The organism is Aeribacillus sp. FSL K6-3256 (assembly GCF_037965805.1).
In the GTDB taxonomy this organism is placed as follows: Bacteria; Bacillota; Bacilli; order Bacillales; family Aeribacillaceae; genus Aeribacillus; species Aeribacillus composti.
The window spans coordinates 3,432,496-3,456,269 of the sequence record NZ_CP150188.1; the positions used below are offsets into that span (position 1 = coordinate 3,432,496).

At 39.2% G+C, this 23,774-nt stretch carries 21 protein-coding genes; 3 read left to right on the top strand and 18 right to left on the bottom strand.

What is annotated here, in order from left to right:
• Positions 1–222: 222 nt before the first annotated feature.
• From NSQ84_RS16525 to hpaB, 11 genes are all read right to left on the bottom strand, one after another.
• Positions 223–879 carry a GntR family transcriptional regulator gene (locus NSQ84_RS16525; RefSeq protein WP_063388846.1) on the bottom strand — a complete coding sequence of 219 codons (657 nt, stop codon included), beginning with the start codon at positions 877–879 and terminating at the stop codon, positions 223–225.
• A gap of 56 nt (positions 880–935) precedes the next feature.
• A complete protein-coding gene (gene hpaE / locus NSQ84_RS16530) occupies positions 936–2,450 on the bottom strand; it encodes a 5-carboxymethyl-2-hydroxymuconate semialdehyde dehydrogenase (RefSeq protein ID WP_066252141.1) in 1,515 nt (504 codons plus the stop codon).
• Between the two features lie 22 nt (positions 2,451–2,472).
• Positions 2,473–2,859: a 5-carboxymethyl-2-hydroxymuconate Delta-isomerase gene (locus NSQ84_RS16535; protein ID WP_063388848.1), complete on the bottom strand. Its 387-nt coding sequence runs from the start codon at positions 2,857–2,859 to the stop codon at positions 2,473–2,475.
• Positions 2,860–2,915: 56 nt separating this feature from the next.
• Positions 2,916–3,650, bottom strand: a complete 735-nt coding sequence (locus NSQ84_RS16540) for a fumarylacetoacetate hydrolase family protein (protein ID WP_066252144.1) — start codon at positions 3,648–3,650, stop codon at positions 2,916–2,918.
• Positions 3,647–4,438 carry a fumarylacetoacetate hydrolase family protein gene (locus NSQ84_RS16545; protein ID WP_327873368.1) on the bottom strand — a complete coding sequence of 264 codons (792 nt, stop codon included), beginning with the start codon at positions 4,436–4,438 and terminating at the stop codon, positions 3,647–3,649. Before NSQ84_RS16545 ends, NSQ84_RS16540 begins: the two co-directional genes overlap by 4 nt.
• Before the next feature lie 49 nt (positions 4,439–4,487).
• Positions 4,488–5,405: a 2,4-dihydroxyhept-2-ene-1,7-dioic acid aldolase gene (gene hpaI / locus NSQ84_RS16550; RefSeq protein ID WP_066252149.1), complete on the bottom strand. Its 918-nt coding sequence runs from the start codon at positions 5,403–5,405 to the stop codon at positions 4,488–4,490.
• Positions 5,406–5,510: 105 nt separating this feature from the next.
• Positions 5,511–6,395 (bottom strand): FAD synthetase family protein, encoded by an 885-nt coding sequence (locus NSQ84_RS16555; RefSeq protein WP_066252152.1) that lies wholly within the window; start codon positions 6,393–6,395, stop codon positions 5,511–5,513.
• 4 nt (positions 6,396–6,399) lie between these two features.
• The gene (locus tag NSQ84_RS16560) at positions 6,400–6,876 is read right to left on the bottom strand and encodes a flavin reductase family protein (protein WP_063388853.1); all 477 of its coding nucleotides are present in this window, start codon (positions 6,874–6,876) and stop codon (positions 6,400–6,402) included.
• Between the two features lie 25 nt (positions 6,877–6,901).
• A complete protein-coding gene (locus tag NSQ84_RS16565) occupies positions 6,902–8,326 on the bottom strand; it encodes an aldehyde dehydrogenase family protein (protein ID WP_063388854.1) in 1,425 nt (474 codons plus the stop codon).
• Between the two features lie 26 nt (positions 8,327–8,352).
• A complete protein-coding gene (gene hpaD, locus NSQ84_RS16570) occupies positions 8,353–9,333 on the bottom strand; it encodes a 3,4-dihydroxyphenylacetate 2,3-dioxygenase (protein ID WP_063388855.1) in 981 nt (326 codons plus the stop codon).
• Between the two features lie 163 nt (positions 9,334–9,496).
• A complete protein-coding gene (gene hpaB, locus NSQ84_RS16575; protein ID WP_327873367.1) occupies positions 9,497–10,957 on the bottom strand; it encodes a 4-hydroxyphenylacetate 3-monooxygenase, oxygenase component in 1,461 nt (486 codons plus the stop codon).
• Positions 10,958–11,113: 156 nt separating this feature from the next.
• On the opposite strand from hpaB, the gene NSQ84_RS16580 reads away from it, so the two are divergent.
• Complete coding sequence (locus NSQ84_RS16580; RefSeq protein ID WP_063388857.1) at positions 11,114–12,034, top strand: LysR family transcriptional regulator; 921 nt, start codon at positions 11,114–11,116, stop codon at positions 12,032–12,034.
• A 204-nt stretch (positions 12,035–12,238) separates the two neighbouring features.
• Here NSQ84_RS16580 and NSQ84_RS16585 read toward each other — a convergent pair whose 3' ends face one another.
• Positions 12,239–12,679, bottom strand: coding sequence for a hypothetical protein (locus NSQ84_RS16585; RefSeq protein ID WP_327848107.1), 441 nt, complete (start codon positions 12,677–12,679; stop codon positions 12,239–12,241).
• 704 nt (positions 12,680–13,383) lie between these two features.
• On the opposite strand from NSQ84_RS16585, the gene NSQ84_RS16590 reads away from it, so the two are divergent.
• Entirely contained in the window at positions 13,384–14,355 is a 972-nt protein-coding gene (locus tag NSQ84_RS16590; protein WP_327848108.1) for a D-glycerate dehydrogenase, read from the top strand.
• A 613-nt stretch (positions 14,356–14,968) separates the two neighbouring features.
• On the top strand, positions 14,969–16,261 hold the full coding sequence (locus NSQ84_RS16595) for an MFS transporter (RefSeq protein ID WP_339212132.1): 1,293 nt from the start codon (positions 14,969–14,971) through the stop codon (positions 16,259–16,261).
• A gap of 422 nt (positions 16,262–16,683) precedes the next feature.
• Here the strand turns inward: NSQ84_RS16595 and NSQ84_RS16600 are convergent, their stop codons facing one another.
• The 6 genes from NSQ84_RS16600 to NSQ84_RS16625 all read right to left on the bottom strand — a co-directional run bounded on the left by NSQ84_RS16600 (position 16,684) and on the right by NSQ84_RS16625 (position 23,759).
• Positions 16,684–17,625, bottom strand: coding sequence for a DUF1861 family protein (locus NSQ84_RS16600; protein ID WP_063388861.1), 942 nt, complete (start codon positions 17,623–17,625; stop codon positions 16,684–16,686).
• 242 nt (positions 17,626–17,867) lie between these two features.
• The gene (locus NSQ84_RS16605) at positions 17,868–18,941 is read right to left on the bottom strand and encodes a glycoside hydrolase family 130 protein (protein WP_066251199.1); all 1,074 of its coding nucleotides are present in this window, start codon (positions 18,939–18,941) and stop codon (positions 17,868–17,870) included.
• Between the two features lie 1,114 nt (positions 18,942–20,055).
• Positions 20,056–21,111, bottom strand: a complete 1,056-nt coding sequence (locus NSQ84_RS16610) for a galactitol-1-phosphate 5-dehydrogenase (RefSeq protein WP_066251196.1) — start codon at positions 21,109–21,111, stop codon at positions 20,056–20,058.
• A 24-nt stretch (positions 21,112–21,135) separates the two neighbouring features.
• Positions 21,136–21,318, bottom strand: coding sequence for a hypothetical protein (locus NSQ84_RS16615; RefSeq protein WP_066251194.1), 183 nt, complete (start codon positions 21,316–21,318; stop codon positions 21,136–21,138).
• 105 nt (positions 21,319–21,423) lie between these two features.
• Positions 21,424–22,458 (bottom strand): zinc-binding dehydrogenase, encoded by a 1,035-nt coding sequence (locus NSQ84_RS16620; RefSeq protein ID WP_063388865.1) that lies wholly within the window; start codon positions 22,456–22,458, stop codon positions 21,424–21,426.
• 38 nt (positions 22,459–22,496) lie between these two features.
• Positions 22,497–23,759, bottom strand: a complete 1,263-nt coding sequence (locus tag NSQ84_RS16625; protein WP_063388866.1) for a PTS galactitol transporter subunit IIC — start codon at positions 23,757–23,759, stop codon at positions 22,497–22,499.
• Between the last annotated feature and the right edge of the window lie 15 nt (positions 23,760–23,774).

The following is a 23,774-nucleotide window of genomic DNA, read 5'->3' on the forward strand; positions in this document are numbered from 1 at the left end:
TTAAAAAATTCTATCTTTTCTTCCTCCTAGCATTTTCTACTCATTCAAAATCCACTTGTAGAGAAAGAAGCTTCATCTATTGATTTTCTTCACAACAAGGGTTTAGAATTTGATCTTGTTATCTATTAATATATATAAAATAATATATGATATTAGCCGAAAAAATTTCCTTGAACAAATCCAACTGAGTACGATCAGTTGAATTTGTTCGAAATTGTTTTATTATGAAAATTTTTGCCGATTTCTGAATGCTTCTGCTGTATTTAATTTGTGTTGGCGGACAAATTCCTCAATTTGGTTGGGCGGAGCCTTTTCTCGAAGCAATCGAATAATTTCTTCGTGCTCTTTAATGGACTCTTTAGAGCGCTTCGGAACGAGTGTGAAGCCATAAGTCCGTATCCGCTTCATCCTCTGCCAAATTTGCTTAATCTGTTCCTCTAAAAAGTTATTGCCGCAGTTTTCATATATTAAGGTGTGGAACTGATAATTTAATTCACTGAATTGCTCTAATTCAAAATCTTGCAGCGACTGTTTCATCTTTTCGTTTAATTCTTCTAATTTTTTGATCGTCTCCTCCTTTATAATATTAGAACTTAAAACAGTCGCGTAGCCTTCTAGCACCGCCAAAACCGAAATGGTTTGCAAATACTCTTTTTCGTTGATATTGCTTACAACTGCTCCGCTATACGGCTTATATTGAATTAAGCCTTCTGCTTCCAATTGGCGGATCGCTTCTCTGACAGGGATGCTGCTTAAATTCAGCTCTTTTGCAATTTGATCGATTACTATTCGATATCCAGGCCCGTAAGCACCATTTTCAATTCGTGAAAGAATATAATCATATGCAATTTGTGTTTTATTTTTTACCTTCTGTTCCATACTTATATCATATATTAAAGAATATATACTAACAAGCAAAACGAGTTAGCTTTCTATTATTGCTGAGCCGAAATCGTTTCGGCTTTTTTTGATTTACCAAACTGAGGAATGTGATGATCTCCAATCGCCACATGAATTACTTGAACCTCTGTATAAAAATCAAAACTATAATGTCCGCCCTCTCGGCCAATACCGCTATATTTCGTTCCGCCAAACGGGATTCTTAAATCCCTGACGTTTTGCGAGTTTACCCAAGCCATTCCGCTTTCAATCGATTGGACAATTCGGTGTCCGCGCTTCAAATTGTTCGTCCATACATAAGCAGCCAGCCCATATTTTACATCATTAGCCATTTTTATGACTTCTTCTTCAGTCTCAAATGGTATAACTGCCATGACAGGTCCGAATATTTCCTCTTGAGCAACTTTCATACCGTTATGGCAATTCAGAAGAAGTGTCGGTGGAACAAAGTTGCCATTTTTCAATGATTGCGGAACGTTTCCTGAAAACACTTCTGCCCCTTCTTTTTTGGCTATTTCAATGTAATTTAAAACGGTTTCCCAATGTTTTTTGTGAATTAGCGGCCCTAGTTCTGTCGAAGAATCCAATGGATCCCCTACCGAGATATTTTGCACACGCTCTTTCAGCCGTTCAACAAAGGAATCATAAATCGATTTTTCCAAAAACAACCGCGAATTGGCTGTACAGCGCTCCCCGTTAAGAGAAAATACTCCCCAAACGACAGCATCCAAGGCTTTTTCCAAATCAGCATCGGCAAAGATAATTGCAGGAGATTTTCCTCCTAGCTCCATAGAGGTTTTTTTCAACGTATCTGCGCTATTTTTTATTATTTCGGCACCTGTTGTCGTCTCGCCCGTAAAGGAAATAAGCCGGACATCAGAATGTCTCACGAGGGACGCGCCAGCTGTTTCCCCAAAGCCGTGAACGATATTAAAAACTCCCTCTGGCAGTCCCGCTTCATGAATAATTTCAGCCAGCTTGTTAGCAGTCAGCGGCGACCATTCAGCAGGTTTTAAGACAACCGTATTACCTGTTGCCAACGCCGGAGCCACTTTCCATGTTTCCAGCATGAACGGAGTGTTCCATGGCGTAATTAAACCTGCCACCCCAATTGGCTTGTAAATAGTATAATTAATAAAATCTCCGTCTACTTTATACGCTTCTCCTACCATGCGGCTTTTAACCATTTGTGCATAAAATCGAAAGTTTTCAGCTGCACGGGATGCTTGCTTTTTCGTTTGACTGATTGGCAATCCTGTATCTAGAGATTCCAAATAAGCAATTTCTCCCGCATTTTCTTCAATTAATGCAGCAATTCGTAAAATATACTTCATTCTTTCATCTACCGACATTGTTCCCCAAGGGCCGTCAGCAAAAGCTTTTTTGGCAGCTTTTACTGCTAAGTCAATATCTTCTGCAAATCCTTCCGCTACCTCATTGATTACTTCATTATTAAAGGGATTAATATTCTCAAAGCTTTTCCCTGCAACTCCCTCTACAAACTTGCCATTGATATAATGAAGAACTTTCCCAACTTTATATGTGGTCATTTCGATTCCTCCAAGTATGCAATTAATTTTTGTAGCGCTGATGAATGTTATTATATTTGTACGTTCCAAATTCACTAAATTCATATAGTTCTAAAGACAATGCAAGATATCTCCTTTTGAAAAGGATCGAAAAATGATCTTTCATCACTGCAAAGATCTCATCACAAACTGCTTTTTTATCCTCTTCAGTACGCCCAGCGCCAATCTTTAGCGTACCGTGGACAAAGGCATCATCCTCAGAGCCGTCAGCCACACAATAATCTTTCAATTCAATGGCTCTAGATCTCACGCCTCCAATTGGAAATATATCGCTTTTGGAAATCAGCACATCATTAACTTTTTTCAGCAGCTCTGGAATTTTTGCCTCTTTTTTGATATTGTCGGTATATTCTAAAATAAAATGCGGCATAACGTCAGCTCTCCTTTAAAGTGTTGGTGACGGAGAAAAGATTCTGAATGACAGCTTCATATAATTCGATTAATTAAACGTCCAATCCCTTCTATTTCTGTAATCACTTCATCGCCAACATTAACATTGACCGCTCCTTTAGGTGTTCCTGTGAGAATTATGTCCCCGTAATTTAAGGTCATAAAGCTAGTTAAATACTCGATTAACATAGGGATTGTAAAAATCATATCTTTTGTATTTCCTTCCTGCACTAACGCTCCATTAACGTAAGTCCGAAGGACCAAGTTCATCGGATCTGGTATATCTTCTTTATCGACAAGCCAAGGGCCTATCGGGGTAAATGCATCGCGATTTTTCACGCGCAAATTCGGCCGGTAATAGTTCTCTAAATAATCCCTGACAGCGTAGTCATTTGCAACCGTATATCCTAAGACGTATTCATACGCTTCACTAGCCTTGACATTACGCGCCATTTTTCCGATTACCACTGCCAGTTCACATTCATAGTGCATAAAATCTACATCAGGAGGACGTTTCGTTTCAGATCGATGCCCAACAATCGTATTCGGTCCCTTTAGAAACACAAGCGGTTCAGTTGGTGCATGAAATGACAGCTCTTTAGCATGATCTGCATAATTCAAACCTAATGCAAAAACAGTCCGCGGGCTTACAGGCGGAAGCCAGACTACGTCCTTTTCTGTCACTTTACGATGATCATTCAGTTGAAGGAAGCCGTTATCTTCAATTGCTTCATAAATAGTGCCGTTCATAGCAACTCTAGCTCGTTTCATCGCACAGCCCCCTTCACATAATCCGCTTCATGAACAATTGTATTTTCTAGACTGCCTACACCTTCAATTTCAATACGAACATGGTCTCCTGCCTTTACTAAAGGCGCTTGCTCAGGAACACCTGTCAGTAGCACATCTCCTGGATAAAGCGTCATAAATTCTGTTATATCAGCCAGCAGCCGAGCAACTGGCCGGATGAAATTTTTCGTGTTATTTTTTTGTGCAAGCTTTCCATTGACAAAAACGCGAATGTCCAATGAATCAGGATCAACTATCGATTCCTTTTTGATGATCCACGGACCAACCGGATTAAATCCATCTCTTGCCCGCTCCCTAATCGCCGGACGATAAATGTTTTCGTGCGGAATTGCTACATCATTCACAACTGTATATCCAGCAACATATTGAAAGGCTTCTTCTTCCTTTACTTTAGTGGCAGTACGCCCAATGACCACGCCGAGTGCTGCCCCTACTTCTAATTCGTCTGCATCCTTAGGCAATGGTATGGGGCTCCTGTAGCCACTTAATGTGTTAATCGGTTTTATATATAAAATTGGCGCTTTCGGTGGTTCGTTATATGGTGAATGTGTCATTTGCTCACGATATCGATGAAAGGCGCCCTGATAATTCAAAAGGACACCGTAAATCGTACCTGAAACCGGAGGCTCCCAAGAAAGCTGATTGACGTGATATTGAGTTCCATTTAAAAAAATTGAATTGTTTTCTGGATCCACTTCGGCTTCCGTTATATTTGGCATTCCAAAAATTTTCACTACTGCATTGCCCATCCAATTCACTCCTTAGCAGGCGCAATACATCAGCCCTTTTTAGCTTGCCTTAATTTTTTACTTTCTCTAAAAGACCATATTTTTGCAGCGTTTGCCGAATTCTATCTTGAAGCTCCTCCGCAGGCAAATCAAGAGGCAATCTTAATTTCGGCGTGATTTTTCCCATCATTCCAAGCGCCGCCTTTACAGGTCCCGGATTTGTCTCGGCAAATAAAATATCGTTTAATTCCATTAACTCGAAATGGAGGTCCTGAGCTCTCTTTATATCGCCTTCAAACCAAGCGTCATGCAATTCCGCAACTTTTGCCGGTTCCACATTAGCCGTTGCACTAATGGAACCTGCCCCCCCGATTGCTAGCATTGGATAGCATAAAAGCTCGATTCCTGAAAATAGTAAAAAATCTCTTCCGCAATGAAGCAGCACCCGATTCACATGCTCAAAATCTTTATTGGATTCTTTTGCACCGATAATGTTCGGGCAATCCTCCACTAAACGAGCCATTGTTTTGACCTCTAAATTTACAGCTGTTCTCCCTGGGATGTTGTAGATAATGATCGGAATATCTACAGAATCAGCTACTGCTTTAAAATGCTTATACAACGCATGCTGGGACGGCCTATTATAATACGGAACAATGACCATCGCAGCATCTGCGCCAATTTCTTGTGCAAATTTCGTTAGTTCAAGTGTTTCATCATGATTAGTCGATCCTGTTGCCGGAACAAACGGGACTCGGCCATTCACTGTTTTTTTCGCCAGCTCCATTACCTGCTTGCGTTCCTCCGTTGTTAATGAACTGGGTTCGCCAGAAGTTCCTGTCACTGAGATCCCATGGCTGCCGCTTTCAATTTGCCAGTTGATTAAATTTTTCATCGTTTCAAAATGAATATTGCCTTCCGCATCAAATGGAGTAACAACAGGAGCAATCGATCCTCTTAATCTTTGCTTTATTTCGTTATAAGACATATATAAGCAACCTCCTGAACAAAATGATTATTATCTGAATATTTCAAATCTCATTAATTTATTTTTATTATATATATAATCATATATGATTTCAACTATAAATTATTATATGACTGTTCGGCTAAAAAGATCATAAGCAGCAGCAACTGGTCGATCAAGCAATTGTTCTATGAACCTCAATTGGACATTATTTTTTTCTGCTATTCTATCCAATCCGTCAATAACACCCTCAAATAAGTAAGGTTTTAATGTTTTGTTCGTTATATGGCATAAACCGTTGTAAAATGTCTCATTGAGATTTATTTGGATTTTATAAATTCCCGGTTTAGGCAGGAAATAATCATGATCGATTTGCGCTTTAAAAATAAAATTGTTGTCAGCATCGCCTCGTTCCATCGATTTGACTAAACATGAAACACGATAATAATCCCCAAGATAATGAGGTATTTCATTTACAAGGCCTGACTCTAGCAGCTTCCGAATCATGGAGGAGCTTATTTTTTCTTGTTTATATTGGATTTTCGGTATAGTCGTCACATCAAAAAATCCCGTTCCAACGTTTTTCAGCTTCTCCATATTCCCTTTTCCTTTAAAACCATACGTAAAGTCGAAGCCGGCAACGACATGTTTGCACATCAAGCCTTTTAAGTATTGATTCACAAAGTCTTGATCGGATAATTCAGAAAAATTTTTATCGAATTTTACAATATACAGTTTCTCTACCCCTAATTGTGAAAAGATTTCCATTTTGGAAGGAAGCGGCGACAGATAGGAGATAACTTTTCTATCCGTTTCAATGACTTGACTTGGATGTGGAAAAAATGTCATCACGGCAAATGTTAGTTTTTTTACTTGCGCGATTTCTTTCGCTTTTTCAATGATTTTCTTATGTCCTAAATGCACTCCATCAAAGAAGCCGACTGCCATGACACACGGCTCGGGCTTGCATTCCGCTAATACTTTGGAATTGTTAATATAAACGACTTCCATCCATTCACCCCGCGTTGGCATGACTAGCCAAATTTCTATATTTTCCTTCAAAAAATAACAATGGGTCACCATCCTTCATATAAATGTCAGTCACCTTTCCAATGTATAAAGTGTGGTCGCCGGCAACATGTGTATTGTATACGTCACATAAAATATTTGCTAACGAATTGGGCAGCACTGGTTGATCACCGACCCAATCAAAAGTAACATTTTGTTTCTCTTTTAATTGGCCGGCAAAAAGCATCGATAAATCTTGTTGTTCTTCAGACAAAATATTTACTGTAAATTTTCCTGTCTGCTTAATGATTTCATTCATTTTTGCTTTTTCTCCAATTGAAATGAGAATTAGTTTAGGATCTAAAGAGACAGACATAAATGCATTTGCCGTCATTCCGCGTACTTCCCCATTTAGGGCAGTCGTAATAACAGTGACTCCTGTCGCAAACTTCCCCATTGCATTTCGAAACGTGCGATCATCCATGTTACACACCTCTTTTTACGCTTTTTTATACTTGCCGATTTATCACGACTAATTTTAGCTCCGTCATTTCTTCAATCGCATATTTAATTCCTTCTCTCCCCATTCCGCTCTCTTTCACTCCGCCGTATGGCATATGATCGACTCGGAACGTTGGGATATCATTAATCATTACACCGCCTACTTTTAGCTCTTCAGCCGCATATAGAGCATGGTGGATATTTTTTGTATAAATCCCTGCCTGCAGTCCATACCGAGAATCATTTACATACTCAACAGCCTGTTCAATCGATGAAACCTTTTCGATTAACACTACAGGGCCGAAAATTTCTTGACAGGAAACTTTCATATCAGGTTTTGTGTTGAGTAAAACCGTCGGTTCGACAATATTTCCCTTCGCATTTCCCCCTGTTGCAACTATTGCACCTGTTTTTTTAGCTTCTTCGATCCAGCTGATGACACGGATTACATCATGTTCGGAAATCAGCGCTGAAACATCTGTTTGAAAATCCAGCGGATCTCCTGTTGTCAGCTTTTCCGTTTCTTTCACAAATGCATTGACAAACTCATCATATACATGTTCATGTACGTAAATTCTTTGCAGCGAGATGCATACTTGCCCTTGGTTAGAAAAAGCCCCTTTAACACATCTTGGAATGATGCTTTTAACATCAATTCCTTCATCTACGATCAAAGCCGAGTTGGAACCTAACTCAAGCGTGACGCGTTTCAAGCCTGCTTTATTTCTGATCTCTTTTCCGACTTGCGGGCTTCCTGTAAACGTAATCATTTTAACCCGCTCATCTTCTACGATTTTTTTGCCAACGATGCTGCCGCTTCCTGTTACAACATTTAATGCACCATCAGGCAGTCCTGCTTCCTGCAATAATTCAGCTATAAAGAAAGCAGATAACGGTGTTTGGGAGGCCGGCTTTAAGACAATCGTATTTCCGGAGGCAATGGCCGGTCCTACTTTATGCGCAACTAGATTCATTGGAAAATTAAACGGAGTGATAGCTCCTATTACACCGATCGGTTCACGAACCGTATAAGCAGTCCGATTTTCCCCGCCGGGCGCCGCATCTAATGATAGTGCCTCACCATGAATTCTTTTTGCCTCTTCAGCCGAAAATTTGTATGTTTGAATGGTTCTTTGCACTTCCTCTAATGCTGTTTTGATTGGCTTCGCCGCCTCTTTTGCAATAATTTCTGCCGCTTCCTCTTTCCTCTTATCTAAAAGCATCACCAGTTTTTCCAAAATATGTCCGCGTTCATGCTTTGGCATTTTCGCCATTTTCAGAAAGGCGTTATGTGCGGCTTCGATCGCTTTTTCAACGTCAGCTTCTGAAGCAATTGGAATTTCTGCAATTACTTTTTTATCATATGGAGAGGAAAGAGGAGCATAATGTTCTGCTCCTACCCAACTTCCATTAATAAACAATTTTCTTTTCATCGTTACCTCTCTTTTCTTACTTAAAATTAAATGACAAAATCAGGTTTTAGCTTTTGCACACTTGGCTCTTTTAGTTCAACTAACTCTCCGCTATGAATATCAAATACTTGTGATGCTTCATTAAACCAGCAGTCCGGTGCTTCATGCCCCCAAAATGTTTGGCGTCTTGGATCATTTATATCCCAGCGAATCGGCAGAAAATCCGGATCGCTTGTCAAGTAATCTCCATTGTATAATTCAATTCGATGTCCATCTGGATCACGCAAATAGAGGAAAAATGCGTTTGAAAGTCCATGGCGTCCAGGGCCTCTTTCTATATTTTTCGCATATCCCATAGCCGCTAACACATCACAGGCATGAATGAGACTAAGTTGATCCGACAGCCAAAAGCCGATATGGTGAAGACGAGGGCCGTTTCCATTCATAAACGCCAAATCATGCACATTAGGTTTTCGATGCAGCCATGCAGCCCATAATTCATTATTCTCTGTTTCGGTATACTCAGAGCACGCAAACCCCAGCTCTTTTACGTAAAAGTCATATGCTTTTTGTACATCCGGCACCATGCAATTAAAGTGGTCAATTCGCTGTATTCTTGCTCCTTTATATAAGTCATATCTTTGCAGCAGCCTTTCGACCGTGTCCATTCTGGCAAAAAACTCAACTGGAAGACCTGAAATATCCTGCACACGGAAAGCCCTTTCAACTGCATGCTGATTTTCTATCCATTTTGGATTCATATTTTTTTGTTGAAAATAGTCATATAATTTGTTTAAATCCTCATCGGAATAAACCTTGTAACTGATCGCTTCCACACCAGGCTGCTCTGCTTTTTTCAACACCAGGCTGTGATGATTATGTTCCTCATACCCTCTGAGATATAAATGGTTTTCATCAGCCTCTGTCACAACGAACCCTAAAGCGTTTTCATAAAAATCGCGTGAAGCCTCCAAATTTGTCACCAACAGTACCGCCCTTGCACAACGAATAATATTAAAATCTACCATCTTGAAAGTCCCTCCCTATTAAATTCCCCCGAGAATAGAAAATTTTCAGAAAAATATAGTTTGCTAGAATCATATATGATATTGTATATTAAGTCAAGTTCAACTCGCTATGCTGTCATGATCACTTTCACAATTAACGTGTGGCACCTTCATTTATTATTTGTTAAACAGTTGTTACTTTTGTAGTTCCTAAAAATTCACGAACCAAGTCTTTGAAATAATCTTTTTCGTACCCGTCAAAATAAACCATACCCATGCGGACCGGATCTCCAAAGAAATAATATTCATAATGAGTTTGACGGCTTCCAAATGCACTCATTGTAATATCCCAAGCTAAACGGAACAACTGAACGCGCTCATATCCATCAATATTTGCTCCTTGCATCGCTCTTCTGACAATATCGCCGATTTCTTCATTATTAAAATCAGCTTCTGTCGGAATGGCCATTAATCCAGAAGCGCCAAGAATCCTTAAGATTTCCACTAAACGAGGGTAAATTCTTGGGTACCAATTTCGAGCAGCATCAAGCGCAGCAAAATCCGGCGTCATTGTTCCCCATTTATCAAGCTTTGCATTATGCTCTGCACGATATAAATGACTGCGCATTGTCTCAAGAGTCAGCATAATTTCTGTTCCTTTATCTTTTACATGCTGAAACTGTTCAATTCCAATAGCCTCCATAATTAAAAGGACAACTCCAAGTATAAATTCAGTTTTCACTACATTTTTGGCAACTACTTGATGCGACATGTGGACAACGGCATTCGTCTCACGGAAGGTTCGGTTGCAAATGGAAGAATTGCCGCAGACAAATACCCGTTCCCAAGGAACGAAAACGTTTTCAAATGAAACAATAGCATCTCCTTCTTCAAATCGCGACCCGAGCGGATGATCCCAATGACTTTTTCCATAGTCAAAGGCTTCGCGGCAAATAAATTTTACGCCTGGAGTATTATTTGGAATTGCAAAAGCTAATGAATACGGGTCATCCCCTTCACTTGATTTTTTAACTGTTGAAGGAAAAACTAATATTTCATCCGTTATGCCGCCTTGCGTAGCCAACAAACGAATCCCATCAACAATAATTCCATCTTTATTTTTCTCGACTAAATGCAAGGAAACATTTGCATCCTTTTGCTCATGCTGAGCTTTAGAGCGATTAATCTGCGGATGTATAAGGGTATGTGTTAAAGAAATATCGTTTTCTCTCGCATATTCATAATATTTTCTTGCGTTCTCCGCATACATTGGATCATCTTCTGCGAACAGATCATTCGCTATTCCCATTGCCATCACTTCAGCATTTAAATAATCCGGAGACCGCCCCATCATTCCGGCGGAAGTTCGAGCCCATTCCTGTATTGCTTTGCGTCTTGCAATCAGTTCTTCTTTTGTAGTAGGCTGCATAAATGTTATACCGACTTTTTCTCCTGTTGTTGGTGAAGTATACAGCATCTTATCAGCTTTTTCATATTGAAGATCGTAAAGTTTTGCCATTGATTGAATCACATTTTTCAATGCAGGATGCTCCGTTACGTCATCTACTTTCTCCCCATGAATGTAAACGCTGCTTTTCGCTTTCTTCAAACGCTCAATATACTCTTTGCCAGTTTTTGCAGGCATCTTCATTCCCCCTTAAATAGATTTTTTCATCCACAATTCGATTTACTTTTTTGAATCTTCAAAAATAATATAACATATGATATCATATATGAAAAATATGAAAAAAATTGGTTTTGTATATAAAAAAAATATACACCTTCACATGAGGTGATCAGATTGATTGACATTAAACAGCTGAAATATTTTGCAGCGATTGTCGAGGAAGGACAAATTACACGCGCGGCGAAAAAGCTGCATATGGCGCAGCCGCCTTTAAGTCATCAGTTGAAGCAATTGGAGGAAACGCTTGGAGTCATTTTATTAGAACGGAACGGAAAAAAACTTGAATTAACGGAATCCGGGAAAATTTTCTACAAAAAAACGAAACAGCTCCTTCATCAATTGAATGATATGATTTTGGAAGTCCAAGAAATAAACGATGGAACGAAAGGCACATTATCAATAGGATGTGTGAAATCATGCTTTTCCTATTTACCCAAAACAATGCGGAAGCTTCTTGAGAAATTCCCCAATGTCAAATTCCATTTAAGAGAAGGAGATACATTCTTAATCAGTGAATTTTTAAAAAGCAGAGAAATAGAGGTAGGGATTATACGATTGCCCATTGATACCGATGAATATCAAACAATAAAACTGCCAAGCGATCCATATGTGGCCGTCATTCCGCAGCATTGGAATTATAAACATCATTCTATTCAAATGAAAGATATAAAAGAAATGCCTTTGCTTCTTTTACACCGAATCAGCGGGAAAGGCCAGTATGAAATGGTTGTGAATGAATGCGCACGGCATGGATTTGAACCAAAAATTTTATGCGAGTGTCCTGATGTAACGATTCTTTTATCATTAGTTGCAGAAGGTGTAGGTGCAACGATTGTCCCAAAATCTGCCGTTTCCAATTTTCAAATTCCAAACATTCAAATGCTGGAAATTGAGGATTCATCCATTACAGCTGAAGCATCGATAATTTTCGAAAAAAATCGGTACCTGTCTAAAAGTGCAGCGAATTTTATTAAGATACTAAAAACTGAATATCCGATTGATGATCAGCTTGGCAGACCGCAGCCAAATAAATAAATGCACACCGAAGAGAATCTTTGTTTGGAATTTATGTCTATTATAGTGGCACAAGGACTTAAAATTGAAATCGAGAGAAGACCTCGACTTAACTAGATTAAAAGGCTGGCTTCTTTTCTCAATATTCTACGGTTGTGTTCGTAACATATTGGGCGGCGGATAGTTTTCATCAACTAAAAAGTGATGAAGAAATATATTTCCTCATCACTTCTTAAATCCTGTTGTTGCCCATGTCAATTTATATGTAACTTTCTTTTTGGTTCCTTCGTTAACGAGCTTGAATCTGTACCGATCTTTTGGTGAAAATTTCGGTGAATCGAAACGGGTTGTGCCGTTTTTGTTGGCATTGATCGTTTTGATCGTTTTCCAGCTTCCTTTATTATTTTGTTTAATTTGTATATACAGCTTAAATGTTCCTTTTGCTGCACTTGAAGCTTCAATGCGTCCGTATGAGATGGAGACATTTTTTGTGCTGCTCGTCCACTTTTCTTGATAGCTTGGCGTTTCGACATAATTGGTAAAATAGCCGCTTTTGTATTGAAAAAGAGAAAGACCTGCTGCTTTTTTCGGAGCTGCTCCAAAACTAGCAAAAGCAAAAAGTATTAAGACAACAGCTATTGCACCTATTATGAAGTTCTTTTTCATTATGAATATTCCTCCTATCCCATCAATATCCAGATTGATTATAATATGGGTGGATCATAAATGCATCCTCCGAATGAACTAACATAATTTAGTAGAATGAACCGATTTTTGAAAAATAGTATCTTTCAATCTATGAATGACAAATTGCTGCTTCTCAATCAGCACACAGAGGAAAAATTGAAGGGCATGAAATTGCCGAAAACGTATTGAAAAAAAAGCATGAAATAGTGCTAAATGTCCAGAAGTCCTGATTACGGAGAAAAGCGCTTTTAGGTTTTAAGTTGTTTTCAGCTGACAGGGGCACTAGGACATATCGCCTAGTGAGAAAATCATCCTTTCAGCAAACAGACAAACTCGTCCAAAACGTTTGAATCGCTGCGCCCATTTATAACTGTGCTCCGACAAACTTGTATTAGATGTTATGAAACTGATCCAAAAGCGGGAAAGCTCGCAGCCTGTATTATTAACGCGCCGTTAAGAGGTAAATTGCAAAATCAACAGAGGTTTTGTGGACAAGCAGCCTTGATAACCTTCTTTGTTTTCCTAGATAACAATTGGGAAAATCTCCATGCTCAAACTTTAGATCAATCAATCGCTTACTTCCATTTTTCTCACATGAAAGACACCTTTAGAATACGTGCAGCACAATTTCTTCCATAATAGATTCCGCCTTGATGTAAAATATATGTTTGGAGGATAAATACATGAAACCAAAGGTGATAGTATATAAAAAATTGCCTGAAGATATTTTAAACAGCTTGAAACAAGTATGTGAGATCAAATATTACCCCGACAGTGAAGACTATTCTATATTTCTGCATGACTTACATGACGCTGAAGGGATGATTGGCGCAGGAATGCGAATCGATCAGCATTTTTTAAAGCAAGCTCCAAAATTGCGAATTGTCAGCAATGTTTCCGTTGGATATGACAATTTAGACATTCAGGAATTAACGAAACGAAACATTATGGCAACCAATACACCTGATGTTTTAAATGAAACAACGGCTGATGCAATTTTTGGGCTGCTCCTTATTACAGCTAGAAGAATGGCGGAGTTAGATCGTTACGTAAAAGAAGGCAAATGGGAAGCCCCGATTGGAGAAAATTTATTTGGTGTTGACGTTCACCATAAAACACTTGGGATTATCGGCATGGGGAAAATCGGCACCGCCATTGCCAAAAGAGCACATTTCGGTTTTGGCATGAACATTTTATATCATAACCGATCCCGCAATCAAAAGGCAGAGGAACAATTTCATGCCATCTATTGCGAGCTTGAGGACTTACTAAAACAATCAGACTTTGTCTGCCTCATGACGCCGTTAACATCAGAAACAAAGCATTTAATCGGGCTAAAACAATTTCAATTGATGAAACGAAGCGCCATTTTCATCAACGGTTCAAGGGGCCAGACCGTCAACGAAAAAGACCTTATTTACGCGCTCCAAAACAAACTCATTTTAGGTGCCGGGCTTGATGTATTTGAACAAGAACCTGTCCCGAAAGATCACCCTCTGTTAAAAATGAATAATGTCGTCACATTACCGCATATCGGCTCAGCAACTTATGAAACGCGGTATGCAATGGCAAAACTGGCGGCGGAAAATTTAATAAAGGGGCTGAAAGGATTATGTCCGCCCAATTTAATAAATCAAGAAGTGATGCGAAAGTGAATTGCTAATTTCAAACCTCTGAACATCAGAAACACTCCTTTCCAAAAAATCTTTTCAAAGAAAAAAAACGCTCTCCACGGAGGCGCTTTTTTTCTTTGAAAACATAAAATGTGAGTCCTTAAACTGCTGCTTGCTGAAACCGGGATAAATGCTGATTCATTCAAACCGTTCTAAGTTCAGCCTTTAGCTCCAGGTTGAGGAGGCTCGCACTCTTTTTGCAATGAGCTGCTTTTTCTGTTATATTTCATTCGCTGCTGATGATTGTGCTGAAATAATCAAATCGTTTTCTTAAAGCATTCAGCAGTCATGGATGCTAGTTTTTATTTGCAGATCGGACGTTGGATGATCTGCTTTTTTTTACGTATTTAGTTAAATAATTCGTGAAATGGAATTTTTTTAAAAAGATACTTTTTACAAAAATGTCATTTATGTTAATATAAAAAAAGATATTTCTATTTTCCGGTCATCAGATGACCTGTTTATCTGTTGTCAGAAAATTTAATAAAATGAAAGGAGGCGGACAAAGCTCTAAATGAACTGAAAGCTTCGTGAAAATGAAAGCGTTTAAACAATTCGATTTTATAACGAAAAATTTGAAGAAGGGGAGAAAGCCATGGTCAAGGGTAAATGGAAAATATTGATTGCCAGTTTAGTAGGAAGTGCGATTGAATGGTTTGACTACTTTCTTTATGGAACAGTTGCATCATTAGTTTTTAACCAATTGTTTTTTGTTAATGAAGACCCTACAGTCGGATTATTAATTGCCTATACTTCTTTTGCTTTAGCGTTTTTCCTCAGACCTGTTGGCGGAATTATTTTCAGCCATATTGGCGACAGGTTAGGAAGAAAGAAAACATTGGTTTTAACCCTTAGCTTAATGGGAATTGCCACATTTGGCATGGGGGTAATGCCTACGTATCAAGTGATCGGAATTTGGGCTCCTATCTTTTTGACTCTGTTGCGTTTCATACAAGGTTTAGCTCTTGGCGGAGAATGGGGAGGCTCTGTTTTACTAGCTGTTGAATATGCTTCAAAAAATAATAGAGGTTTTTTTGGAAGTGTACCTCAAATGGGAATTTCTTTAGGATTGATTTTAGGCACCCTTGCCCTTTCAATTATGTCACTTTTGCCGCATGATCAATTTATGTCATGGAGCTGGCGTGTTCCATTTCTGTTAAGTGCATTGCTTGTAATTTTCGGGCTGTGGATTAGAAAAGGAATTGATGAGACGCCTGCCTTTAAAAAAGCTCAACAAGAAGGAGAGGTTGCTAAAATTCCATTGGTAGACACTCTTCGCTACCATTGGAAAGAGGTTTTAATTGCGATGGGTGCAAAAGTCGTGGAAACTGCACCGTTTTATATATTTGGTACGTTTATTGTATCGTATGCCACTTCAACTTTGAATTTTGATAATACAGATGCATTAAATGCTGTACTGATAGGCTCTATCGTAGCTACAATCGTCATTCCGCTCGTCGGAAGCTTATCAGATCGAATCGGACGAAAAACGATTTATATTAGCGGAATTATACTCACTATTTTATATGCGTTCCCATATTTTTGGATGCTTCAACAAAATTCGGTGTTTTTATTAATTTTAGCAACGGTGATCGGCCTAGGCGTTATTTGGGGATCTGTGAATGCAGTTCTCGGCACAATGATTTCAGAAATTTTTTCGGCCAAAGTTCGATATACGGGAATATCTCTAGGCTATCAGCTTGGGGCTGCAGTTGCCGGAGGGACCGCACCGTTAATTGCAACCGCTTTATTAGTGGAATTTAACAATTCCTACATTCCTGTTGCCATTTATATTATTTTCGCTGCATTGATCAGCTTCATAGCTATTTGGTCTGTAAAAGATGGAGCGAATAGAGAGCTGAATGATAAAGTACAAATAAAGGCTTAAGAAAATTACAAAGCCCAGATTATTCCATTCCATGTGGATAATCTGGGCTTTATTTCTCACCATACTTGGGGTTGTTAATATAAAAATGAATAATTTTTCCATTAATAGGTATAAAAAAGCGAAAACTCTGGTATCGTAATTGTTGACTAGACAAACTAATTTATCAAATCTATTCTGCCATTACCATCTTTTTTATGGTTTCTATGCCTTCTGATGAAGTGCCTGCTGTTTTTCCAACCCAAGCAGCACTTCCATGCATTCTTTGTCCCATTTGCTTTGGGAAAAAATAAAATAAAACTCATCAAAAAGGGGGGATGGATACCGAAACAACGAACATCTTTTCTTTCGTATCCGCCTAGAAACGGGAAGAAAATTTGTCACCCCCGCCTTTTGATGATGAACCTTTTATTTTGCAATCTTCCTTATTTTTCATACTTCACAAACGGATCAGCAATGGTAATTTTTTGCGCTTCTGCATCGCTGGTGCCTACATATAGATCAGCTGTTCCATCCCCTTTTCTGATTAAACCGCCGCTGAAAACTACATTGACAAGGTCAGGCCGCTTGGCAGCGCCTTTCAAAAAATGGGATCTCGTTGCAATGAGTTCCATATCAGAAAATTTCATTGTATCAGGATCTAATACAAACACCATCGGATAATAATGGCGGTTCCCTTGTTCATCTTTGCTTGCTATATGTCCGAGCACACCAATCAGACCGTTAGAAAGCAAATGCAGTTCGTTTGCTCCTCCCCATTCTTCATCCGTAAATTGGCCCTCTAAAAGCGTGGCTTTTTCGAGATTTTCGGGATTAAGATCATCAAGAGTCGGTATTCGGATAAACCCAATTTTGCCGAGACCGCCTTTCTCGCCTTGAGGCCTTGTCAACACTCCAATTGATCCGTCTTTTAATTCAATCACTCTGATATCCTTCATGCCTTCAGGACCTTTAGCGAATTTTTCTAAATCTGCAATATTTTTCCCTTTATAAAAAAGCGTTCTCCACCAAAGTGAGCTTTTAAAAGTGGGATGCGGAAAAATTTCAACTCCACCAAAAACTAAATCTCCTCCAATTCTCGTCACGAACGGATCCTGCAGCTGAAATTTCGGCGCTCCTTCTTTCGGAATCCACTTTCCATCCCGATTTACAAAGAAATATACTTCTGAATGCTCGCTGTTTCGAGGCTCTACTCTACCTGCTATGACAAGTTCCCCATCATCTAAAAACGGCGCCGAGATATTATATACGTCCCTATTTCCTACACCTTTGAAAATTAACTTTTGTGGATTGATCGGCTGAGGAGCATTTTCAAATTCTTTTAGCAGCTTAGCGCTTGACTTAATGCCCGTTTTCTCCAACCGCACAAAAGCTCCCTCCACACTTTTGCATTTCTGTTTCTAGCAAAGACTTTCTGATGTTTTATCATATTCAATTCCAATGATGCTTGACAATGATGTGTAACGGGGGAAAAATATTTTACAAATGGATTCATCAATATTATTTACCTTTTCAAAAGAATTCTTTTAATTATTTTACATAACAAAAGTATTTCGTCAATTATATCATTTACAAAGATCAGCAAATTATTTATATGCCCTGCCCTATTTCAAATAAAACGTTTGCAAAGTTTTTCCATTATTTCTTCAAGAGAAATTTCCGCACCTGCAACCGATTGATCCGATGCACCATAATAAATCCGAACTGTACCATTTTCCGTCAAAGCTCCGCATGTAAATACAACTTGACCGAAGAATCCGTTCATTTCATAATCCGCTTCAGGCTTTAAAATGGGTTCCTCCGTCTTAGCTAACATTTTCCCAGGATCATTCAAGTCTAGAAGCAGAGCACCTAAAGAATAGCAGTCGTTTTGATCAGCGCCATGATAAATAGCCAACCAGCCTCTATCGGTTTTAAATGGAACTGCTCCCCCGCCAATGCGGCAGCTGTCCCATCCTTTTTCGCTAAGACTAAGCAAATGCCGATGATTTCCCCAATATAAAAGATTGTCCGATTCAGCAATCCATATTTCCGGTCTGCCGATTCCTTTCGGTACAGGTCGATGCAGCGCATAGTACTTGCCATTAATTTTTTCAGGAAAAATGGCCACATCTTTGTTTTCAGGATGAAAAATTAACCCTAGCCGCCTGCATGTTTTAAAATCAGTTGTTGAGGCAAGCCCCACTCCAATGCCTTCAGGCGACACTGCGCTGTACTGAATGTAAAAAGATGCACCAATCTTAGTAATTCTTGGGTCTTCAATTCCCCATGCTTCACGTTCAGTTTCCGGATACATGAAAGGTTTATCATCAATGGTGAAATTCCGTCCGTCTTTGCTGCGGGCAAGTCGAAAATAAGATAAAGATGTGACATAGGCAGCTCTATGCATGGAATCACTGTAAAAAATCATTCTTGGGTCAGAAAAATCATATCTTTTGTCATTTTTTTGCAATTCCATCTCTTTCAGCTTTCCTTTTCCTGAAGAAAAATCGATATAAGAAATTTTCACGACATTTGGATCAGTACAGACAGGACGTTCAGCAACGCGCAGCAATAAAAGCACTTCGCCGTTCAACTGGGCAACACCAGCATTAAAAACTCCTATTACTTCATGTCCACGGTGAAAAGGTTTTACATCGTCCGGAGCAATCAGTGGATTTTCTGGAAAACGAAAAACTTTCACAACCAATGCCTCCTGTTTTAAAAAAATCTAGGAAGTTTTTTGAATTGCCATGTTATTTTTCTTCAATGTCCCCTTTTCAATTCCTGTTACCAATTGTGATCGAATGTTAAACAATCCATGATCAACGTTTGAATTATCTATCCAAAGAACATCTCATTTATACAGCGTCGCTAATATAAATATTCAGAATAAAAATCAAGGTTGATATGGCAATTTTCAATCAAAGGTAAGAGTTAAAGCATGAAATCCAGCTGTCCAAAAATCCACAAACACCTCTTGAATGGATTGGCAAGGCAAAACGCAGCACTTATGTATTGAAAGATGAGCCATTATTTTTATGGTGACAAAACAAACGAAAGATTGACATACTGCATAATGACAGGGATGGTTATCAAGGGGTGTACAGAGCAAATTCAAACAAAATTCTCTATATAAAAATGACAGTCCGATGGGTTCCTAAAATGAAGGATTGGGGAGAAATACTACTGTAAAGGACAAAAATAATCGAATAAAATTTGTAAATGTCCTTCATAGAGGCAATGAAGTCCAACAAGAAGCAATTGTATGTGCTGAATGTCCATCATAAAACTTTTGAAGAACGTAATTCAGAAAGAGAACATAAGAAAAATCCTTCATAAGACTTCTGAAGGATTAAACAAGATAGGAAAAAATGGTTTGTCCGATAAATCCCTAAAATGAAGGGGCTCCAAAAAGTCAGTTAACTTGGGCACCTCTCCAACGGAATATTTTGACTGTACCAAATGAATGGCTCCAAAAAGTCAGTTAACCCTGACTTTTTGGACAGCCCTACCATCTAAGCGTCTATTCATTTCGATTTTTTCCACCTTAGTCTGTCTTAAAAACGCTTGGCAGACAAGGAACTGATCTTTAGAGAAGATGCGAATCGAACCAAAAAAGTTCATGAGCGGACGAGGCCAGTGACGCTGGATGAAAGCATTCGCCGACAGTCTGAATGCCTCCCAAATAAGGAAGGCTAGACTTTGTTCAGCTGTTTTTATTCATTTGTATATTTTGCAAATGAAGCTCCAAGCAGGTAACAATAGTTCAAATGGCAAGAATAAGCTTTCCGCATAGCTCAAACAGCGGCTGAAAATTAAAGCCTAATTTCCGGATAAAACAATACTTTGCCGATGAACTCTTTTTTTTCTAAAATTTTTTCAAACATTTTCGGTCCTTCCTCTAACGTGATGCGATGTGTGATCAGCGCCTCAGCGTTTATTTTTCCGGTTCTCATACAATCGATGGTCGTTTTCCATTCTTTTCCCGGAAACGGAGACGATATGGCATTCCAAGATCCTAATACGGTTAATTCGTTTCGGACGATTTTTTCAAAGTAAAATCTTTCGACTAGGACGTCTCCGTATGGAATTCCCATAAATACAACCTGCCCTCTCTTTTTCGCTAATGAAAAAACTTGGGCGGAAGTTACAGGGGATCCCGCTGATTCTACAGCAATGTCTACTCCTTTTCCATTCGTCAGCTCCATGATTTGATCATATGCCGATTTTTCAAGAGGATTAATCGTAAAATCCGCTCCCATTTCTTTGGCAATATTTAATTTCTGATCATCGATATCAATCGCAAAGATTTCACTTGCTCCAAAAATTTTTGCCCATTGGACTGCGAGAAGCCCGATAGTTCCGCATCCCATGACAGCAACGCTGTCACCCGGCTGCAACGATGTCCGGTAAAGCCCGTGTACGACAACGGATGACGGCTCAATCAAAGCAGCGGAGTCATAGCTTATCTCGTCCGGTATTAAAAGCACATTTTCACTAGGCAATTTCACATATTCGGCAAAGGATCCCGGCTGTAAGGCTCCAATAACATGCAAGCTTTCACATTGGGACAAAATCCCTTTTTTGCAGCTTTCACATTTACCGCAATATAAAGCAGGACAGCCGACAACCCTGTCTCCTGCTTTTACATGAGAGACAGAAGGACCAACTTCTACCACTTCACCGGAAAATTCATGTCCCCAAATCATCCCTTGTACGTAAGGTCCCAGTTTTGCATATCTTGAAATGTCTGAACCGCATATGCCTGTTGCTTTTACTTTAATGATCACGTCGTTCTCATTTTCTATCCTTGGTTCACTAGCATCCTCGAACCGCAGATCTCGTTTTCCGTAAAGTTTTAGTGCTTTCATTTCCTATTCCCTTTCCCGCATGGTTTAATTTTCGTTATGAACCTTCATATCTTGCTCCGAACGAACACCTTTAGATTTATTTTTGAAAAGCTTGTAAAATGCAACTGCCAACACGATTGAATTTATGATAAATTGATGTTCAATATAAAAATCGCTGACCATTCTCCCATACGGTCCAAGAATAAAATCTATGATGCTCTCAATCATTTTTTCACCTTCTTATTGACATGTTTGTCAATACTTTACTTCTTCCCCTTTGCCAAGACTTACATGAGACATATCCCCACCTGCTATGCGGTGGGGAACAACTGATTATTCATGAACAGGAGTTAAAATAACTTTAATTGCATCGCCGCTTTTAATTGCTTCGTATGCTTTATCCCATTCAGAAATGTTGAATTGATGTGTTACAAGTGTTTTAGTATTTACTCTATTTTCATTCATCAAGGCTAAAGACGGCTCCCAATCGCTTGGTTTTTGACTGCGAGATCCGGTAAATACAATTTCTTTTTGAATAATTTTTTCCATATCAATAGGGATTTCAGATTTTGCATAAATGCCAACCTGTACAAATTGGCCTTTCTTTTTCAATAAATCGAGCCCCATGTTCAAAGCAGGTACAGCACCGGTACATTCAAATACTGCGTCTACACCGTAGCCATCCGTCAATTCATTGACTAATTGTTTGACGTCTTCTTCTTGAATGTTTACGGCATAATCCAGTCCAAGCTCTTTTGCCTTTTCCAGCCGCAGCTTGTCATTGCTTAATCCGGTTATGATAACTTTAGCTCCTAAATCTTTTACGACTTGAGCGACTAATAAACCAATCGGACCGGGGCCGAGTACTAAAACGACATCACCTTGATGAATCGTAGCTTTCTTAACTGCATGATGTGCACATGCAAGCGGCTCCGTCATCGCTGCAGATAGAAAATCTACATTTTCAGGAAGCTTATGAACACTTTCTTTACGTGCAATCAAATAGGTTGCAAAGCTTCCATCTTGCTGCGTGCCCAGCCCTTTTCTGTTGCTGCATAAATTGTAATCACCGGACTGACAGTATTTACATGTTCCGCATATATAATAAGTAGTTTCAGAGGTTACCCGATCTCCTACCTGAAATTCAGTTACATTCTCCCCGACTTCTGCTACTACACCGGAAAATTCATGGCCTAACGTAACGGGGGCTTTCACTTTGTAATGTCCTTCATACGTATGAATGTCCGTACCGCATATTCCGCTGTATTTCACTAAAATTTTGACTTGATCCGGTCCGACTTTCGGTTCTTCCACATCTACTATTTCCAAGTTCCCAAATCCTAGTTCTTTTTTTACTAAAGCTTTCATTTCTTTATCCCTCCAGCAAGCTGCAATATTGGAGACTATTAATTGAATAGCGCAAAAATTCTATAGATGACGTAATTGATCAGATTTCCACCTTGGTCGATACTAGAGATTTTGCTCGCTCCTTCAGGCATGTTAAATTTAGATTCTACAGCCATCTCAGTATGGAGCGCCGCCAAATCTGTCGCCATGTACAGTGACAGGGCGATTAACAACGTACCAACGATTACCGAATGAACAATGTTTCCTCTTGCAGCACCGACAATAAATGCAACAATGAAAGGAATGGTAGCTAAGTCCCCAAACGGAAGAACGTTATTTCCAGGTAAAATAATGGCGATTGCTACTGTGATCGGTACTAAAATAAGAGCTGTTGAAATTACGGACGGGTGACCAATTGCAACGGCAGCATCTAGCCCGATATAAATATTTTGTGCGCCGAATTTCTTTTGAAGCAGTTCTCTAGCTGATTCAGAAATCGGCATTAAACCTTCCATTAAAATTTTCACCATTCTCGGCATTAACACCATAACTGCTGCCATAGACATCCCGATTTCGATCGTATCTCCGACAGAATATCCAGCCAATAATCCTAATGCGACACCTAAAATTAGCCCCATAAAGATCGGTTCACCAAAGATCCCAAATCTTTTTTGAATCGTTTCCGGATCAGCATTTAAATTTTTAAGACCTGGTATTTTTTGAATCAATTGGATCAATGGGATACCAAGAACTGCGTATGAAACCGTGCTTCCCGTTGCAACAGAAATTCCCGGAAGCCCGAAATATTTATCAAGCATCGGAGCTGTCCAATCTGCAATTTTCAAGCAAGCAATTTGGAATAATACCGCGGCAATTAAGCCTTGAATAATACTGCCTGATAACGTATATACAATTGCACCGGTAAAAGTGTAATGCCAAAAATTCCAAATATCTACATTCATTGTTTTTGTCGTTTTTGTCACAAGCATCAAAACATTTACTAACAATCCGAGAGGAATGATAAAGGCTGCAATTGGGGAGGCCCAAGAAATCGATGCAGCAGCCGGCCAACCTACATCAATAACATTCAGTTCGATTCCAAATCGATCAACCATTCCTTGAGCTGCCGGCCCTAGATTATTGACTAAAAGATCAACTACTAAGAAAATCCCTACGAATGCAACACCAATCGTCAAACCGGCCCGAAAGGCTTTTCCGGGTTTTTGTCCGAAAATTAACCCTAGTATAAAAATCGCCACGGGCAAAATAACTGTTGCACCTAAATCTAAAAATGCTCGTATCGCATCAACAAAACCTTGCATATTTTTCCCCTCCTT

Excerpts from the sequence above, each read along its gene's own strand:
- NSQ84_RS16525 (WP_063388846.1), bottom strand. The coding sequence starts at position 879 with ATGGAACAGAAGGTAAAAAATAAAACACAAATTGCATATGATTATATT.
- hpaE (WP_066252141.1), bottom strand. The coding sequence starts at position 2,450 with ATGACCACATATAAAGTTGGGAAAGTTCTTCATTATATCAATGGCAAG.
- NSQ84_RS16535 (WP_063388848.1), bottom strand. The coding sequence starts at position 2,859 with ATGCCGCATTTTATTTTAGAATATACCGACAATATCAAAAAAGAGGCA.
- NSQ84_RS16540 (WP_066252144.1), bottom strand. The coding sequence starts at position 3,650 with ATGAAACGAGCTAGAGTTGCTATGAACGGCACTATTTATGAAGCAATT.
- NSQ84_RS16545 (WP_327873368.1), bottom strand. The coding sequence starts at position 4,438 with ATGGGCAATGCAGTAGTGAAAATTTTTGGAATGCCAAATATAACGGAA.
- hpaI (WP_066252149.1), bottom strand. The coding sequence starts at position 5,405 with ATGTCTTATAACGAAATAAAGCAAAGATTAAGAGGATCGATTGCTCCT.
- NSQ84_RS16555 (WP_066252152.1), bottom strand. The coding sequence starts at position 6,395 with ATGGAAGTCGTTTATATTAACAATTCCAAAGTATTAGCGGAATGCAAG.
- NSQ84_RS16560 (WP_063388853.1), bottom strand. The coding sequence starts at position 6,876 with ATGGATGATCGCACGTTTCGAAATGCAATGGGGAAGTTTGCGACAGGA.
- NSQ84_RS16565 (WP_063388854.1), bottom strand. The coding sequence starts at position 8,326 with ATGAAAAGAAAATTGTTTATTAATGGAAGTTGGGTAGGAGCAGAACAT.
- hpaD (WP_063388855.1), bottom strand. The coding sequence starts at position 9,333 with ATGGTAGATTTTAATATTATTCGTTGTGCAAGGGCGGTACTGTTGGTG.
- hpaB (WP_327873367.1), bottom strand. The coding sequence starts at position 10,957 with ATGCCTGCAAAAACTGGCAAAGAGTATATTGAGCGTTTGAAGAAAGCG.
- NSQ84_RS16585 (WP_327848107.1), bottom strand. The coding sequence starts at position 12,679 with ATGAAAAAGAACTTCATAATAGGTGCAATAGCTGTTGTCTTAATACTT.
- NSQ84_RS16590 (WP_327848108.1), top strand. The coding sequence starts at position 13,384 with ATGAAACCAAAGGTGATAGTATATAAAAAATTGCCTGAAGATATTTTA.
- NSQ84_RS16595 (WP_339212132.1), top strand. The coding sequence starts at position 14,969 with ATGGTCAAGGGTAAATGGAAAATATTGATTGCCAGTTTAGTAGGAAGT.
- NSQ84_RS16610 (WP_066251196.1), bottom strand. The coding sequence starts at position 21,111 with ATGAAAGCACTAAAACTTTACGGAAAACGAGATCTGCGGTTCGAGGAT.
- NSQ84_RS16615 (WP_066251194.1), bottom strand. The coding sequence starts at position 21,318 with ATGATTGAGAGCATCATAGATTTTATTCTTGGACCGTATGGGAGAATG.
- NSQ84_RS16620 (WP_063388865.1), bottom strand. The coding sequence starts at position 22,458 with ATGAAAGCTTTAGTAAAAAAAGAACTAGGATTTGGGAACTTGGAAATA.
- NSQ84_RS16625 (WP_063388866.1), bottom strand. The coding sequence starts at position 23,759 with ATGCAAGGTTTTGTTGATGCGATACGAGCATTTTTAGATTTAGGTGCA.